Raw genomic sequence first — 16381 nt, 5'->3', positions numbered from 1 at the left:
CGCTCTCTAACCCCACCGCATTACTACCAGGAGCCACAACAGAGAAATCCCTGAAGCGACCCAGATACTCCAGTCAGTCGCGCCAATCACCAGCAGATGCAGATAAGCGCTACCCAACAGCCCAATGAACAGTCGGTCACCACGGGTGGTGGCAATCGGCAGAAAACCACGACGCTCAATACTGGCCGAGCGCAATTCCCACGCCGTCATCCCAGCCAACAGCAATGCAATGCTGCCGAAGAAGATCGCGGTGGGCAGTGTCCATGACATCCACTCCATTTTTCGACTCCTCAGACCCTGCCAAGAGCGAAGCCCTTGACCACGTGATTACGAACGAACCAGATCACCAGCATGCCGGGCAGGATGGTCAACACCCCCGCCGCCGCCAGGACACCCCAATCAATGCCCGAAGCCGAGACCGTGCGCGTCATCACCGCCGCAATCGGCTTGGCGTTGACCGACGTCAAGGTCCGGGCCAGCAGCAGTTCAACCCAGGAAAACATGAAGCAGAAGAAGGCCGTCACACCGATACCCGAGCCAATCAGTGGCACAAAGATTTTCGCGAAGAATTTCGGAAAGCTGTAACCATCGATATAGGCAGTTTCATCAATCTCCTTGGGCACCCCGGACATAAAACCCTCCAGAATCCACACCGCTAAAGGCACATTGAAAAGGCAATGAGCCAGCGCTACGGCGATGTGGGTATCGAACAGACCAATGGACGAATACAACTGGAAGAACGGCAGCAGGAAAACCGCAGGCGGTGCCATGCGATTGGTCAGCAGCCAGAAGAACAGGTGCTTGTCGCCCAGAAAACGATAACGGGAAAACGCATAAGCCGCTGGCAACGCCACGCTCAGCGAGATCACGGTATTGAGGCAAACGTAGTACAGGGAATTAATGTAGCCGCTGTACCAGCTCTCGTCGGTGAAAATCACTTTGTAATTGGCCAGGGTGAAATCCTGCGGCCACAGGGTCAGGCCGCCGAGGATTTCAGTGTTGGTCTTGAACGACATGTTCACCAGCCAGTAGATCGGCACCAGCAGAAACAGCAGGTAAATCCACAGCGGTATGACTTTGCGCAGGTTCATGTCCGCCTCCTCAGTTCTTTTCGCTATGGGTCATGGCGGTGTAGAACACCCACGACACCAGCAGGATGATCAGGAAATACACCAACGAGAATGCCGCCGCAGGGCCCAGGTCGAACTGGCCCAGCGCCATGGTGGTCAGGGTCTGACTGAGGAAGGTCGTTGAGTTGCCGGGACCGCCGCCGGTGAGCACAAACGGCTCGGTGTAGATCATGAAACTGTCCATAAAGCGCAACATCACCGCAATCAGCAACACACTCTTCATCTTTGGCAGCTGGATATGACGGAACACCGCCCAACTGGAAGCCCGGTCAATGCGCGCGGCCTGGTAGTAAACATCCGGGATAGCTCGCAATCCTGAGTAGGAAAGCAGTGCTACCAGCGACGTCCAGTGCCAGACATCAATGATCAACACCGTTACCCATGCATCCGAAGCATTGGCCGCATAGTTGTAGTTAACGTGCAGGATGTTGTTCAGCGTATAGCCCAGAAGCCCGATGTCTCCGCGGCCAAAGATCTGCCAGATGGTGCCGACGACGTTAAACGGGATCAGCAGTGGAATGGTCATTACGATCAGACAGACCGTGGACCAGCGCCCCTTGGTAGGCATGCACAGCGCGATGGCGATCCCCAGCGGGATTTCAATCAGCAATACACAGGCGGAATAGATGAACTGACGCAGTAACGAGTCGTGCAGGCGCGGGTCCTGCAAAACCTGCCTGAACCAGTCGGTGCCGACAAAGTAGCGGCTGGACTGGTCGAAGATGTCCTGCACCGAATAGTTGACCACGGTCATCATCGGAATGATGGCGCTGAACGCCACCAACAGGAAAACCGGCAATACCAACCACCACGCCTTATTGTTCTGAACCTTATTCATGGCCTGACTCCAGCAAGTAATCGTCGGCGTAGACCATCAGCCACTGGCTCGGGAAGCTGATCCAGGCCTTACCGACGGGCACCGGTTTATCTTCCTGCAGCCGCACTTTCAAGGCTTGCCCGGCCAGGCGCAGGGTCAGAATCTTGTAAGTGCCAAGGTCTTCAACATGGCTGACCTCGGCGCATAGTGCGTCGTCCACCGGACCGTCCCAGACGTGCACGAACTCGGGACGAATGCCGATCTTCAGGCTGCTCCACTTTTTCTCGGCGATAAGCTGCTGCATGGACTCGGACAGCGGCAAATGAGCATCGCCAAAGCCCACACCACCTGCTTGCGGCGTGACTTCAATGAGATTCATGCCGGGGCTGCCAATGAAATAACCGACGAAGGTGTGGCGTGGTTTTTCGAACAGCTCTCGTGGCGTACCGAACTGGACAATCGCACCGCCATACATGACTGCGATCTTGTCAGCGAAGGTCGAAGCTTCGAGCTGATCGTGGGTGACGTAAACCATGGTGATGTTGAATTGCTCGTGAATCTGCTTGAGCTTGCGCCGGAGCTTCCACTTCAAATGCGGGTCGATCACGGTCAGCGGCTCGTCAAACAGAATGGCCGACACGTCATCCCGCACCAGACCACGGCCCATGGAGACTTTCTGCTTTTCATCCGCGGTGAGGTTGCGGGCCTTTTTCTTCAGTAAGGGCTGCAGGTCCAGCACGTCGGCGATTTCATGAACCTTGGTTTGAATCCTTTTCTCGTCCATGCCCTGATTGCGCAGGGGGAAGGCAAGATTGTCGTACACCGTCATGGTGTCGTAGACCACCGGAAACTGAAAAACCTGAGCGATGTTGCGCTGCTCCGGCGACAGGTCGTTGACCACTTTGGAGTCAAACAACACCTGACCCTCCGAGGGGCTAAGCAGCCCGGAGATGACGTTCAGCAATGTCGACTTGCCGCACCCCGAAGGCCCTAGCAGGGCATACGCCCCGCCCTGCTCCCAGATATGACTCATCTCGCGAATTGCGTAGTCCTCCGGACCGGCCGGACGCTTGCTATAGCTGTGCGCAAGGTTTTGCAATCGGATCTCGGCCATCAGGCAACCCTCGCCATGCGCAAGCCGGGCGCCTGAATCAGGCGGCCTTGCTCATCAAACACAAATAATTTATGGGTCGGGATGTACACCCGAATGGACGCATCTACGTCGTAGGCATGCACCCCCGGCAAGTGCAGCACCAACGGGAAATGCTCGTTACGCACGTGCAGGAAGGTTTCGGAGCCGCTGATTTCCGCCAGCTCAACGGTCACTGCCAGCTCAAGGTCATCGTCGTTTGACGGCACCAGACTCAAGTGGCTGGGGCGCACGCCAAAGCGGTAATTGCCATCGCCGATCTTGCGCAGGTCAACGTTGAGGGGGAAATGCACGAAATTGGCAAAGCTGACTTCACTGCCCTGAATGCGCCCAGGCATCAAATTGATTGGCGGCTCGGAGAACAACTCCGCCGCCAGCACGGTTTGCGGTTGGTGATAGACCTCAGGTGTGCGACCACTCTGAATCACCCGCCCTTCATGCAGCACCGTGGTCGTGCCGCCTAGCGCCAGCGCCTCGTTAGGCTCGGTGGTGGCATAAATGGCGATGGTGTGACGGGCCTCGAACAGCTCGCGCATTTCCTGACGGAGCTCTTCGCGCAGCTTGTAGTCGAGGTTGACCAGCGGCTCATCGAACAGAATCAGGTCGGCATCCTTGACCAGCGCCCGGGCCATGGCCGTGCGCTGCTGCTGGCCACCGGACAACTCCAGTGGATAGCGGGTCAGAAACTTCTCAATGCGCAGCATCTTCGCGGTTTCCAGCACCTTGCTCTGGATCACGTCAGCGGCGACACCCGCCTGACGCAATGGCGAGGCAATGTTCTCGAAAACGGTCATGCTCGGGTAATTGATGAACTGCTGATAAACCATCGACACGTTGCGATGGCGAACGGCCGTCTGGGTGACGTCCTTACCGTTCATCAGGATGCGACCCCGATCAGGCTTGTCCAGCCCGGCCATCAGTCGCATCAGACTGGTCTTGCCGGACAGTGTACGGCCCAGCAAGACATTGAAAGAACCCGGTTCAAAGCTCAACGAAGCGTCGTCGATCCAGGTTTGGCCGTCGACCACACGGCTGACGTGCTCCAGCGTTAGAGACATGGCTTGCCCTTTTTTGTCAGTTCTTATTCAGGGGTGCGCGAATTCTTGTCAGGAGATAGCGACAATCGTGCCAGACCGGGCATTACTGCACACAGCCCCGAGATAGAGCCTCGGCCCGATATCACCCGCCTGCTGAGCGTTCAGTGCTGAACAAAAGTGAACAGCAAAAACTGAACACTTGAACAAACTGAACATTGACTTTGAACAATCCTGAGCGACACTGGACGCACGCACGGGATTGGACGCCCGTGCCAGATCAATAAGAAAAATAAAAATACATGCAGGATCCACCATGGCCATACACCGTGCATCCGTTGCTCATGACGCCATCATCCGAGATTCATGGTCCCGCTGTAGGGACTTTGGTCTGAGTCATCAGTCCAGACCCTCTTTCGGCCAATTGCCGACGGATCAGGTATCGCAGTTACTGGAGCGCCATCAGGCGCTGGTGCACACCACCCACCAGGAAGTCCTGCCGTTTTACGAAAACATCCTCAGTAACTCCAACTGCCTGATCATGCTGGCCGATGATCGCGGTCAGTTGCTGAAGTCATGGGGCACCCAGCGTTTTGTCGAACCCTCACACGCACATGGCTTCATGGCAGGAGCCAGCTGGATTGAAAGCGCCACGGGGACCAACGCTATCGGCACCGCACTGGTCTGTGAGCAGGCAGTGCACATCGAACACAACGAACACTTTCTCAAAGCCAACCGCTTCATGACCGGCTCGGCAGCACCGATCTACGATGCCGCACGCCGCATGATTGCGGTACTCGATGTCTCCAGCGACAGCTTCCTGCCGCCCTCCCATACGTTGGGCATGGTCAAGATGATGAGCCAGTCGGTGGAGAACCGACTGATCCTCGATCAGTTTCAGGACAGCCACTTCCAGTTGACCTTCAACACCGGGCTGAACAACCTCGACAGTCAGTGGGCCGGCTTGCTGATATTTGATGAAAACGGGCGGATCATCAGCGCCAACCGTCGCGCCGATAATCTGTTGGGGGGCAGCCCGATGCGGACGAGCATCGAGGCGCTGTTCAATAACCCGGTGGCTTTTCTGCTCAATCAACCTGAAGGCCTGCCCTTTTCGCTTCTGGCTTCTGGCAACAATCGCTTTCACGGCGTATTGAGACACCCCAAACGCAAACCGTTGCACCTGCATGCTCTCCAGCCCGCGCCGAAACCGGTATTGCCCGATAGTGTGCTCCTGTCGGCCGTCAGTCTGGGTGATGCCAGGGTCGACAAAGCCGTGCGCCAGGCTGAGCGGCTGCTTGAGAAGAACATTGCCCTGCTGATCCATGGCGAAACCGGTGTGGGTAAAGAGGTGTTCGTCAAAGCCTTGCACAACGCCAGTTCCCGATCCGCCAAGCCACTGATCGCAGTCAACTGTGCAGCCATCCCGGCCGAGTTGGTGGAGTCGGAGTTGTTTGGCTATGAGAAAGGCGCATTCACCGGCGCGCACCATAAAGGCAGCATCGGCCTGATTCGCAAGGCGGACAAGGGCACGCTGTTCCTCGACGAGATTGGCGACATGCCGCTGCCGGTTCAGGCTCGTCTGTTACGGGTTTTACAAGAACGTTGCGTGCAGCCGCTGGGCAGCAGCGAATTGCATCCGGTGGATGTGCGACTGATATCCGCGACGAACCGCAATTTGCGCGACGAAGTATTGGCCGGGCGCTTCCGCCAGGACTTGTACTACCGGATCAGCGGGCTAAATCTCGAACTACCGCCCCTGCGTGAACGTGCCGACAAGGCAGCGCTGGTTCAGCGACTCTGGGAGCAGCATCGCGAAGCGCAGCAGACTCGAGGCTTCGAACCGAAAGTGCTGGAGTTGTTTGATCGCCATCCGTGGCCGGGCAACTTGCGCCAGCTCAGCAATGTGATTCAGGTGGCGTTGGCGCTGGCCGAAAATGAACTGATCCGCACAGAACATTTGCCGGATGATTTCTTTGCGGATCTGGAGATGAGTTTGCAGGATGTGCCGTCAGTGTTCAGTGACAAAGCACAGCGGCAAGAAACAGAAGACCTGGATCAGCTATTGCGGGCTGCTGGCGGGAATATTTCCCAACTGGCCAAGCGCCTGGGGGTGAGCCGCAATACGCTTTACAAGCGGTTGCGGGAAAGGCAGCGTTGAGTCACGACCAACAGTTGAACTGGAATGCAATCCCTGTGGGAGCTGAGCTTGCTCGCGATACCGACACCTCGGTTTCAGATCAAACACCGAGGTGCCGGTATCGCGAGCAAGCTCAGCTCCCACAAAGTTTGGCATCCTCTGCGAGACCACGCTGTGCCAGGAGCACAGCGCAGATCAAAGTCAGCGAATCAATCCGCCAACCGCCAGGTCGTGCCGCCTTTACCGTCTTCCAGCACCACGCCCATGGCAGTGATCTGGTCGCGGATGCGGTCGGACTCAGCCCAGTCCTTGGCTGCGCGGGCAGCGAGACGCGCCTGGATCAGCGCTTCGACTTCTGCCGCATCAACCCGACCTTCAGCACCTGACTGCAAGAAGTCGTCGGCATCCAGCTGCAACACACCCAGTACGCTGGCCAGTTGCTTCAGACGAGCTGCCAGACCAGCGGCGGCCGCCAAGTCGGCTTCCCGCAGACGGTTGATTTCACGAACCATCTCGAACAAGACCGCACACGCTTCCGGCGTGCCGAAGTCGTCGTTCATGGCTGCCGAGAAACGCTCCACGAACGCATCGCCACCTGACGGTTCGGAAACCGGCAAGCCACGCAGGGCGTGATAGAAACGTTCAAGCGCGCTCTTGGATTCCCTGAGACTGTCTTCGGAATAGTTGATCGCGCTGCGGTAATGGCTGGAAACCAGCAGATACCGCACTACTTCCGGCGAGTACTTTTCCAGCACGTCGCGAATGGTGAAGAAGTTGTTCAAGGACTTGGACATCTTCTCGCCATTGATGCGAATCATGCCGCAGTGCAGCCAGGCATTGGCGTAGGTCTTGCCAGTGGCCGCTTCGCTCTGGGCGATTTCGTTCTCGTGGTGCGGGAATTCAAGGTCGCTGCCACCGCCATGAATATCGAACGTCTCACCCAGGCAGCAGGTGGACATCACCGAGCACTCGATGTGCCAGCCCGGACGCCCGGCGCCCCATGGCGATTCCCAGCTTGGCTCGCCGGGCTTGACGCCTTTCCAGAGTACGAAGTCCAGCGGATCGTCCTTGGACTCGTCTACTTCGATACGTGCGCCAATGCGCAGGTCTTCGATCTTCTTGCGCGACAGCTTGCCGTAACCGAGGAATTTACCGACGCGGTAATACACGTCGCCATTACCCGGCACATAGGCGTAGCCCTTGTCGATCAAGGTCTGAATCATGGCGTGCATGCCGTCGATGTAATCGGTGGCACGCGGCTCCATATCCGGTTTGAGGATATTCAGCCGTGCTTCGTCCTCATGCATCGCGTCGATCATGCGCGCGGTCAAGGCATCAAACGACTCACCGTTTTCACGGGCACGATTGATGATCTTGTCGTCAATGTCGGTGATGTTGCGCACATACGTCAGGTCGTAACCGCTGAACCGCAGCCAGCGGGTGACGAGGTCGAACGCCACCATGCTGCGGCCGTGGCCCAGGTGGCAGTAGTCGTAGACGGTCATCCCGCAGACGTACATGCGCACCTTGTTGCCATCCAGCGGCTTGAAGACTTCTTTGCTCTTGGTGAGCGTGTTGTAGATAGAAAGCACTGAGGCTCCTTAAGACCACGAATCTCGTAGCGTTACAGTCCGGTTGAATACCGGCTGACCTGGTTTCGAGTCCTTGATGTCCGCGCAGAAATAGCCTTCGCGTTCGAACTGGAAACGGTCTTCCGGTTGCGCTTGTCCCAATGAAGGTTCAGCACGACAACCGGTCAGCACTTGCAGGGAATCCGGATTGATGTTGTCCAGGAAGGTCGCACCGTCCTCAGCCTTTTCAGGATTTGGCGAACGGAATAGACGATCGTACAGACGAACTTCGCATTCAACGCTTTCAGCCGCAGGCACCCAGTGCACAACGCCTTTGACCTTGCGGCCTTCAGGATTCTTGCCCAGGGTGTCCGGATCATAGGAGCAACGCAGCTCGACGATGTTGCCGTCAGCATCCTTGATCGCTTCGTCGGCACGGATCACGTAGCTGCCGCGCAGGCGCACTTCGCCATTCGGCTCCAGACGCTTGTAGCCTTTTGGCGGCTCTTCCATGTAATCGTCGCGGTCGATGTAGATCTCGCGGGAGAACGGCAGCTCGCGTACGCCGAGGTCTTCTTTCGGGTGGCGCGGCAGCTCAAGCTTCTCGACCTGACCTTCCGGATAGTTGGTGATCACGACTTTCAGCGGACGCAGCACGCACATGGCACGCGGCGCGCTGTGGTCCAGGTCGTCACGGATGCTGAATTCCAGCATGCCGAAATCCACTACGCCGTCGGAGCGGTTGGTGCCGATCATTTCGCAGAAGTTACGAATCGATTTCGGCGTGTATCCACGACGACGGAAGCCCGACAGTGTCGACATGCGCGGGTCATCCCAACCGTGAACGTGCTTTTCATCGACCAGTTGCTTCAGCTTGCGCTTGCTGGTGATGGTGTAGTTCAGGTTCAGGCGCGAAAACTCGTACTGACGCGGTTTGCTTGGCACCGACAGGTTGTCGAGGAACCAGTCATACAGCGGACGATGGCTTTCGAATTCCAGGGTGCAGATCGAATGGGTAATACCTTCGATAGCGTCCGATTGGCCGTGGGTAAAGTCGTAGATCGGGTAGATGCACCACTTGTCGCCAGTCTGGTGGTGATGAGCATGGCGAATGCGATACAGGATCGGGTCGCGCAGGTTCATGTTCGGCGAAGCCATGTCGATTTTGGCGCGCAGAACACGGGCACCGTCTTCGAACTCACCGGCTTTCATGCGAGCGAACAGATCCAGGTTTTCCTCGACGCTGCGCTCACGGAACGGGCTGTTCTTGCCCGGTTCGGTCAGGGTGCCGCGGTATTCACGCGCCTGTTCCGGGGTCAGATCGTCCACATAAGCCTTGCCAGCCTTGATCAGCTCGACAGCCCAGTCGTGCAATTGATCGAAATACTGCGAGGCGTAGCGTACTTCGCCATCCCATTCGAAGCCCAGCCACTTCACGTCGCTTTCGATGGCGTCGATGTATTCCTGGTCTTCCTTGGCCGGGTTGGTGTCATCGAAACGCAGGTGCGTGACGCCACCGAATTCCTGAGCCAGACCGAAATTCACGCAGATCGACTTGGCGTGACCGATGTGCAGATAGCCGTTAGGCTCAGGCGGAAAGCGGGTCACGATCTTTGTGTGCTTACCTGAATCGAGGTCAGCCTGGACAATCGGGCGCAGGAAATTGGTAGGAATTGCAGGGCCTGCCTTTGAATTCGCAGCGGGGTCTTGAGTGGGCTTGCTCATAGGATCCTTGGACAATACAAGTGCGCGGCCAGGGTAGGCCGACTAAATCAAAGCGCTTATGATAGCCGAAGCTGTCAATAGGCTAACAGCGCCCTGTAAGAAAACCGTCGAGTTAAAAACTCGACCGAATTATGTAACCGCGTCTGTAAACTGCGCGTCAGGGTTATAACGCGTCCATTCACGAACTGCCAAAAGAGCGAATTCAGATATGTCCAAAGTAAAATTGACCACCAACCATGGCGACATCGTTCTGGAACTGAACGCTGAGAAAGCGCCGCTGACCGTTGCCAACTTCATCGAATACGTCAACGCCGGTCACTACGAAAACACCGTTTTTCACCGCGTCATCGGTAACTTCATGATCCAGGGCGGCGGTTTCGAGCCAGGCATGAAAGAAAAGAAAGACAAGCGCCCAAGCATCCAGAACGAAGCTGACAACGGTCTGCCGAACAAGAAGTACAGCGTTGCCATGGCCCGTACCATGGAACCGCATTCGGCCTCCGCGCAGTTCTTCATCAACGTCGCTGACAACAGCTTCCTCAACCACAGCGCCAAGACCACTCAGGGCTGGGGTTACGCGGTGTTTGCCGAAGTGATCGAAGGCACAGACGTTGTCGACAAGATCAAAGGCGTGTCCACCGGCAGCAAATCCGGCCACCAGGACGTACCGACTGAAGACGTGATCATCGAGAAAGCCGAGATCGTTGAGTGATATTGCTGATCTCCGATCTGCATTTGCAGGAAGAACGCCCGGACATTACCCGGGCGTTTCTGGATCTGATCGCGGGCCGTGCCCGCGATGCTCAGGCCCTGTATATCCTCGGTGATTTTTTCGAGGTCTGGATTGGCGACGATGCAATGTCGCCCTTCCAGCGCTCGATCTGCCAGGCGTTGCGAGAGCTGAGCGATAGCGGCACCCAAATATTTCTGATGCATGGCAATCGTGACTTCATGATTGGCCGTGCGTTCTGTAAAGCGGCTGGCTGCACACTGCTGCCAGACCCGAGCGTCGTCCAGTTGAACGGCGAGCCTGTTCTGCTGATGCACGGCGACAGCCTGTGTACGCGGGATGAAGGTTACATTCGTATGCGCCGTTACCTGCGCAACCCGTTGACATTGTTTGTACTGCGCAACCTGCCCAAGAGCACGCGCCACAAGCTCGCACGCAAGCTGCGCAATGAAAGCCGCTCGCAGACGCGTATGAAAGCCAACGACATCGTCGATGTTACGCCCGAAGAAGTGCCCAAAATCATGGAGCACTTTGGTGTGCGCACCCTGATCCACGGCCATACCCATCGCCCTGCCATCCATAAGCTACAGATCGGTGATCAGGCGGCGCGACGCATTGTGCTGGGTGACTGGGACAAGCAAGGCTGGGCGGTACAGGTGGACGAGCAAGGGTTTCAGCTGGCGGCGTTTGATTTTGTGCCGGAGCAGATGGCACTGCCCGATCCCTCGACACACTGACCTTGAGGGAGCGGTGCTTGCCCGCGATAAGAGCGCTGCAGATAGCAGGGCCATCAAGTCCAGCGTTATCGCGGGCAGTCCCGCTCTCATCAAACATAAAATAACCAACTGAATTTAAATGCTTTTTCTGTAGGAGTGAGCTTGCTCGCGATAGCGTCAGTTCATGCGATAAATTCGTTAACCATGAAATCGAATCGCGAGCAAGCTCACGCCTACAGGCCTGTGTTGCTGCGCGACAGCGCTGTGTCACTGACACCGGGCGACCTCCCACAAATCATGTATGAAGGCTCAAAACCGCATCAATGCCCGCCGCCAGCCGCAGGCCCGGCCTTGGCGGTAAATGGCGGTTTGGCCAGCCAGACCAGCAGAATCAGACCCATGAACACCCAGCCCAGCAGATAAAAGTAATCCACCGTCGACATCATGTAAGCCTGGCTGTTGAGGGTCTGCTCCAGTTGCGCATAAGCCGAAGGACTCGCACCACCCAGTGCATTCAGCGCATCCCGGGTAGCAGGTTCGTAAGTGCTGATGTTTTCACTCAAATAAGCATGATGCTGATCGGCGCGGCGGATCCAGATCCACGTGGTCAGCGATGCAGCGAAGCTACCGCCCAGCGTGCGCAGGAATGTCGCCAAACCAGAGCCGTCAGCAATCTGATTGGGCGGCAAGTCCGACAGCAGGATGCTCAGGGTCGGCATGAAGAACAACGCAACGCCCGCCCCCATGAACAACTGCACCAGCGCGATGTGTTCAAAGTCCACTTCGTTGGTGAAGCCCGCCCGCATGAAGCAACTGGTGCCAATCGCCAGAAATGCCAGCCCGGCCAACAAGCGTAGGTCGAATTTGTGCGCGTACTTGCCGACAAACGGCGACATCAATACCGGCAAGATACCGATGGGTGCCACGGCCAGCCCGGCCCACGTCGCGGTATAGCCCATTTGCGTCTGCAACCACTGCGGCAGCAGCAGGTTGATCCCGAAAAACCCGGCATAACCGCCGACCAAAACCATGGTGCCGATGCGGAAGTTACGGAAGGCAAACAAGCGCAGATTGACGATCGGATGTTTGTCAGTCATTTCCCAGATCACGAAAACCGACAACGCCACGGCTGAAATCAGCGCACCGATGACAATGAAGTTCGACTCGAACCAGTCCAGGTCGTTGCCCTTGTCGAGCACGATCTGCAACGCACCCACGCCGATGATCAGGGTGATAAGCCCGACATAGTCCATGGGCTGGTAACTGGTGACGACCGGGCGCTTGGCCATTTGCATGCGCACGACCAGCACCGCGAACAGGCCAATCGGAATATTGATGAAGAAGATCCACGGCCAACTGTAGCTGTCAGTGATCCAGCCGCCGAGGATCGGCCCCGCGATCGGCGCGACGACTGTCACCATCGCCAGCAGTGCCAGTGCCATCCCCCTTTTCGCAGGAGGGTACACGGCGATCAGCAAGGTTTGCGTCATCGGGTACAGCGGCCCCGCCACCACACCCTGCAACACGCGAAAGCCCACCAGCTCCGGCATTGACTGGGAGATCCCGCACAGGAACGACGCCAGAACAAACAGAATCGTTGCCCAGAGGAACAACTTCACTTCACCAAAGCGGCGGCTTAGCCATCCGGTCAATGGCAAGGCAATCGCGTTACTGACCGCAAACGAGGTGATGACCCAGGTGCCCTGCTCCGAACTGACGCCCAGGTTGCCGGAAATGGTCGGCAAGGCGACGTTGGCAATAGTCGTATCGAGAACCTGCATGAAGGTCGCCAGCGACAGGCCGATGGTACACAGCAGCAGGCTGGGCGGCGTAAATGATGCGGGTGCGTTGGCGCTCATCGCGAATCCCTGAAAACTTGACGCTGCCCTGACCTTTCACAGGTCAGGGCATGCGGATTGGCGGATCAGCGCTGAGCAGTCTTGCCGGTCAGTGCGCTGTTTTCATGAATCAGACGTTTGATCAAGGCGTCAGCCTCGGCCAGTTGCTGTTCATAAACGTTGGTGCTGAACGAGGCTTGCTTGGGTGGCTGTTGCGCCAACACCGGGCCGCTTTGATCGTGCAGATCGACGTTAACCGTCGTGGACAGACCGATGCGCAGCGGGTGCTTCGCCAGTTCCTCGGCGTTGATGTGGATGCGGACGGGAACGCGCTGGACGATCTTGATCCAGTTACCCGTGGCGTTTTGCGCAGGCAACAGCGCAAAGGCGCTGCCGGTACCGGCACCCAGGCTGTCAATCGTGCCGCTGTACTTCACATCACTGCCGTAAAGGTCCGACTCGATTTCCACCGGCTGACCAATACGCATGTTGCCCAGTTGCGTTTCCTTGAAGTTGGCATCAATCCACAGCTGATCCAGAGGGATCACTGCCATCAACGCCGTGCCTGGCTGAACGCGTTGGCCCAGTTGCACGGTGCGCTTGGCGACGTAACCGGTGACGGGTGCGATCAGCGTGCTGCGCGCATTGGCCAGGTAAGCCTGACGCAACTGCGCCGCGGCGGCTTTCACATCCGGATGTGACGACACTTCGGTGTCGTCCACCAACGCGACGCTGCTGGCCAGTTGCTGTTGAACATTGCTCAAGGCGCTTTGGGCACTGATCAAATCGTCATGGGCATGGGAGAGTTCTTCCTGAGAAATCGCCCCGCCCGCTGCCAGGCTTTTGCGTCGGGTGTAGTTGTCCTGAGCCTTCTTCACTTCAGCGCGCTGGGCTGCCAGTTGAGCTTTCATGCCGTCGACATTGCTGTACAGGCCACGCACTTGACGCACGGTCTTACCCAGATTGGCTTCGGCACTTTGCAGACCGACTTCGGCATCAGCAGGGTCGAATTGCAGCAACACCTGACCGGCGCGAACCAGATCACCATCATCCGCGCCAATGCTGGTGACGGTACCGGCTACCAGCGGAGTGATTTCCACGACGTTGCCATTCACATAAGCGTCGTCGGTGTTTTCATTCCAGCGGCCATACAGCTCATGCCAGGCCCAGACGCCCAGCCCGCCGAGAATGACGACCAGTGCCAAGCCGAACAGGAGCAGCTTGCGCTTGCGTGGATTGGTGTCTTTTTTACTGTTTTCCGGAGCGTTCCCGGGGGTGTTTTCGCTAGCGGCAGTGGCCATGACGATTACCTTGAGTTAGTCAGCGAAGCAGTTGATGAAGTGGCGTCGGTGGGACTTTCGCCCTCGAAACCACCGCCCAGGGCTTGCATCAACTGGATCGATAAATCGATTCGTTCGGCGTTGAGATCAGCCAGTTGGCGTTGTGACTGGAGTAATTGCTGCTCTGTAGTCAGCACGTCCAGGTAGTTGCCGATCCCCGAGCCATAGCGCTGGGTCACGGTATTGAATGATTGCTGGACCACGTCCGTGGCGTGCTGACGAGCCTGAATCTGGCCATCAATGGCACGCAGTTGACCGATGTTGTCGCTGACGTCGCCCAAAGCACGGATCAGGCTCTTGTTGTACTGCGCCACGGCAAGGTCGTAATCAGCATCGCGAGCGTCCAGATCAGCGCGCAAACGGCCGCCGTCGAACAACGGCAGGGAAATGGTTGGGGCAACATTGAAGAAGCGACTGGCAGAGCCAAACATCGCGTCACCCAGCAATGACTCTGCCCCGGCAGCGGCACTGAGGTTCAGGTTCGGATAGAAATTGGTCTTGCCTGCCACGATATTCTTGCTCGCTGCTTCAACACGCCAGCGGGCCGCGACGATGTCCGGACGACGTCCCAGCAACTCGGCGGGCAATGAAGACGGCAAGGCAACGACCGCAGGCTTGAGTACGTTGGGACGGGCGATTTCCTGACCGCGATCCGGGCCTTTACCGAGTAACACTGCCAAGGCGATTTTCGCGCTGCGCAGGCTTTTCTCCGCGGCGATCAGCGCCTCTTGGGAGTTGGCCTCCAGGCTTTCGGTCTGCTGATATTGATACTGACTGTCGATTCCGGACTGCAGACGTTGATTGCCCAGACTGAGCAATTGCTGCGTGCGCTTGAGGTCCTCAGTCGCCAGATCATGAACGATGTAAGCCTGACCCACATCGCTGTAGGCGCGGGCGACATCGGCAGCCAACGTCAGACGTGCAGCTTGCTCATCGACTTCAGCGGCACGCGCCTGGCCCAATGCAGCTTCCCAGGCTGCACGCTGGCCGCCCCACAAATCAAAGTTGTAATTGAAGTTCACCGCCAGGCTGCGCAGAGTGCTGTAGCGCCCGCCCATGCCGCTCGGGTCCTGATCCCGGGCCAGGCGTGAGCGACTGACACTGGCGTCGGCGTCGACCGTCGGCATACGTGCCGCATCGGCAGCGTAGGCCGACGCCATGGCTTGATGAGTGCGCGCATTGGCGACTTGCATGTCCGGGCTGTCGCGCAGGGCTTCGTTGATCAAGCCATCAAGCTGCGGATCGCCGAGGTTTTTCCACCAGTCACGTTTCGGCCAGGCTGCAGGTGAAAGGTTGATGCCTTGCAGGCTGCTCTCAGCTTGAAGCTTGTTTGCATCAAGGCTTTTGCCTTGGGTGGTCAGGCCGCTGTAGTTGGCACAACCGGCAACACTCAGGGCGATCAGCAACAGGCTATAACGCGCCCGCGACACAGAAAGGCTCATTCTGCACCTCGGTCTTTGAAACTCAGACGGGTGATGGCGATGTGATCGTTAGCGTCAATCAGCACCTTGCTGAGGATCCGCTCCAGACTTGCCACTTCTTCAGCATCCAGCACGCCAAGCAATTCATTCATGGCTTCAGCGCCAATCTGCGGCAATTGGTCGGTGATGATTCGCCCCTGCTCTGTCAGAACGAGCTGAACCTGACGCCGGTCAGTGGCCGAACGGGTGCGCTCCAGCAATTGTTTCTGTTCAAGCCGGTCTAGCATTCGAGTCATCGAGCCGCTGTCCAGCGACAGGTGCCGACACAATTCGGCGGGGGTATCCGCGCGAAACTGGGCGACGATGATCAACACCTTGAACTGCGAGAAAGTGATGCCATAGGGCACTAATTGCTTGTCGAGGATGCGATCTTTCAGCGAATTGGTGCGGCCGATCAGCATGCCCATGATCGTCGACTGCTGATTATCAGGAGTGAAATGTTTCATGAATCCACCAAATTAGCTGCCTAGGCAGAGAATAGGGCGATATTACTGCTTAGGCAGCAAATGGCCAAGCTTTTATTAGCTTGCTTACTATGTTTGCGAATCGAGAGGCTTGCGAACCGGTAGGAGCGAACTTGTTCGCGAGGGGGTCATGACTGAAAAACATCAGTCGCTGACACACCGCTTCGCGAACAAGTTCGCTCCTACCGGTTCAGTGCAGATTGAGGAAGGCCAGCGTTCGACAAGGTGGACATCATCGATTTTTC

14 protein-coding genes are annotated in these 16381 nt (G+C 57.2%); 3 read left to right on the top strand and 11 right to left on the bottom strand.

Annotated elements, in window-relative coordinates:
* Positions 1 to 6: 6 nt before the first annotated feature.
* Genes ACYASS_RS03805 through ACYASS_RS03785 form a run of 5 tightly spaced genes read right to left on the bottom strand, consistent with a single transcriptional unit; the run spans position 7 to position 4155 of the window.
* A complete protein-coding gene (locus ACYASS_RS03805; protein ID WP_463585151.1) occupies positions 7 to 279 on the bottom strand; it encodes a DUF2160 domain-containing protein in 273 nt (90 codons plus the stop codon).
* Between the two features lie 11 nt (positions 280 to 290).
* A complete protein-coding gene (locus tag ACYASS_RS03800) occupies positions 291 to 1091 on the bottom strand; it encodes a carbohydrate ABC transporter permease (RefSeq protein ID WP_122666342.1) in 801 nt (266 codons plus the stop codon).
* Between the two features lie 10 nt (positions 1092 to 1101).
* Positions 1102 to 1968: a carbohydrate ABC transporter permease gene (locus tag ACYASS_RS03795; RefSeq protein WP_463585150.1), complete on the bottom strand. Its 867-nt coding sequence runs from the start codon at positions 1966 to 1968 to the stop codon at positions 1102 to 1104.
* The gene (locus ACYASS_RS03790; protein WP_463585149.1) at positions 1961 to 3061 is read right to left on the bottom strand and encodes an ABC transporter ATP-binding protein; all 1101 of its coding nucleotides are present in this window, start codon (positions 3059 to 3061) and stop codon (positions 1961 to 1963) included. Before ACYASS_RS03790 ends, ACYASS_RS03795 begins: the two co-directional genes overlap by 8 nt.
* Positions 3061 to 4155: an ABC transporter ATP-binding protein gene (locus ACYASS_RS03785; protein ID WP_087266302.1), complete on the bottom strand. Its 1095-nt coding sequence runs from the start codon at positions 4153 to 4155 to the stop codon at positions 3061 to 3063. The genes ACYASS_RS03790 and ACYASS_RS03785 overlap by 1 nt, the downstream gene beginning before the upstream one ends.
* 292 nt (positions 4156 to 4447) lie before the next feature.
* Between ACYASS_RS03785 and ACYASS_RS03780 the strand changes: the two genes are divergently transcribed.
* Positions 4448 to 6292 (top strand): sigma-54-dependent Fis family transcriptional regulator, encoded by a 1845-nt coding sequence (locus ACYASS_RS03780; protein WP_463585148.1) that lies wholly within the window; start codon positions 4448 to 4450, stop codon positions 6290 to 6292.
* 188 nt (positions 6293 to 6480) lie between these two features.
* On the opposite strand, the gene cysS is transcribed toward ACYASS_RS03780, so the two are convergent.
* Positions 6481 to 7863, bottom strand: a complete 1383-nt coding sequence (gene cysS, locus ACYASS_RS03775) for a cysteine--tRNA ligase (RefSeq protein WP_463585147.1) — start codon at positions 7861 to 7863, stop codon at positions 6481 to 6483.
* Positions 7864 to 7872: 9 nt separating this feature from the next.
* A complete protein-coding gene (locus tag ACYASS_RS03770) occupies positions 7873 to 9567 on the bottom strand; it encodes a glutamine--tRNA ligase/YqeY domain fusion protein (RefSeq protein WP_087266308.1) in 1695 nt (564 codons plus the stop codon).
* 208 nt (positions 9568 to 9775) lie between these two features.
* On the opposite strand from ACYASS_RS03770, the gene ACYASS_RS03765 reads away from it, so the two are divergent.
* Both ACYASS_RS03765 and lpxH read left to right on the top strand, forming a co-directional pair.
* Positions 9776 to 10279: a peptidylprolyl isomerase gene (locus ACYASS_RS03765; RefSeq protein WP_027902101.1), complete on the top strand. Its 504-nt coding sequence runs from the start codon at positions 9776 to 9778 to the stop codon at positions 10277 to 10279.
* A complete protein-coding gene (lpxH, locus tag ACYASS_RS03760; RefSeq protein ID WP_463585146.1) occupies positions 10276 to 11034 on the top strand; it encodes a UDP-2,3-diacylglucosamine diphosphatase in 759 nt (252 codons plus the stop codon). Before ACYASS_RS03765 ends, lpxH begins: the two co-directional genes overlap by 4 nt.
* Positions 11035 to 11333: 299 nt before the next feature.
* Here the strand turns inward: lpxH and ACYASS_RS03755 are convergent, their stop codons facing one another.
* From ACYASS_RS03755 to ACYASS_RS03740, 4 genes are all read right to left on the bottom strand, one after another.
* Entirely contained in the window at positions 11334 to 12872 is a 1539-nt protein-coding gene (locus tag ACYASS_RS03755) for a DHA2 family efflux MFS transporter permease subunit (RefSeq protein WP_463585145.1), read from the bottom strand.
* A 65-nt stretch (positions 12873 to 12937) separates the two neighbouring features.
* Positions 12938 to 14152: an HlyD family secretion protein gene (locus ACYASS_RS03750; RefSeq protein WP_463585144.1), complete on the bottom strand. Its 1215-nt coding sequence runs from the start codon at positions 14150 to 14152 to the stop codon at positions 12938 to 12940.
* A 5-nt stretch (positions 14153 to 14157) separates the two neighbouring features.
* A complete protein-coding gene (locus ACYASS_RS03745; RefSeq protein WP_463585143.1) occupies positions 14158 to 15633 on the bottom strand; it encodes an efflux transporter outer membrane subunit in 1476 nt (491 codons plus the stop codon).
* On the bottom strand, positions 15630 to 16118 hold the full coding sequence (locus ACYASS_RS03740; RefSeq protein WP_463585142.1) for a MarR family winged helix-turn-helix transcriptional regulator: 489 nt from the start codon (positions 16116 to 16118) through the stop codon (positions 15630 to 15632). The genes ACYASS_RS03745 and ACYASS_RS03740 overlap by 4 nt, the downstream gene beginning before the upstream one ends.
* Positions 16119 to 16381 lie beyond the last annotated feature (263 nt).

This window comes from Pseudomonas sp. HP_14, assembly GCF_055283875.1.
This window is presented reverse-complemented; position numbering and strand designations above follow the sequence as displayed.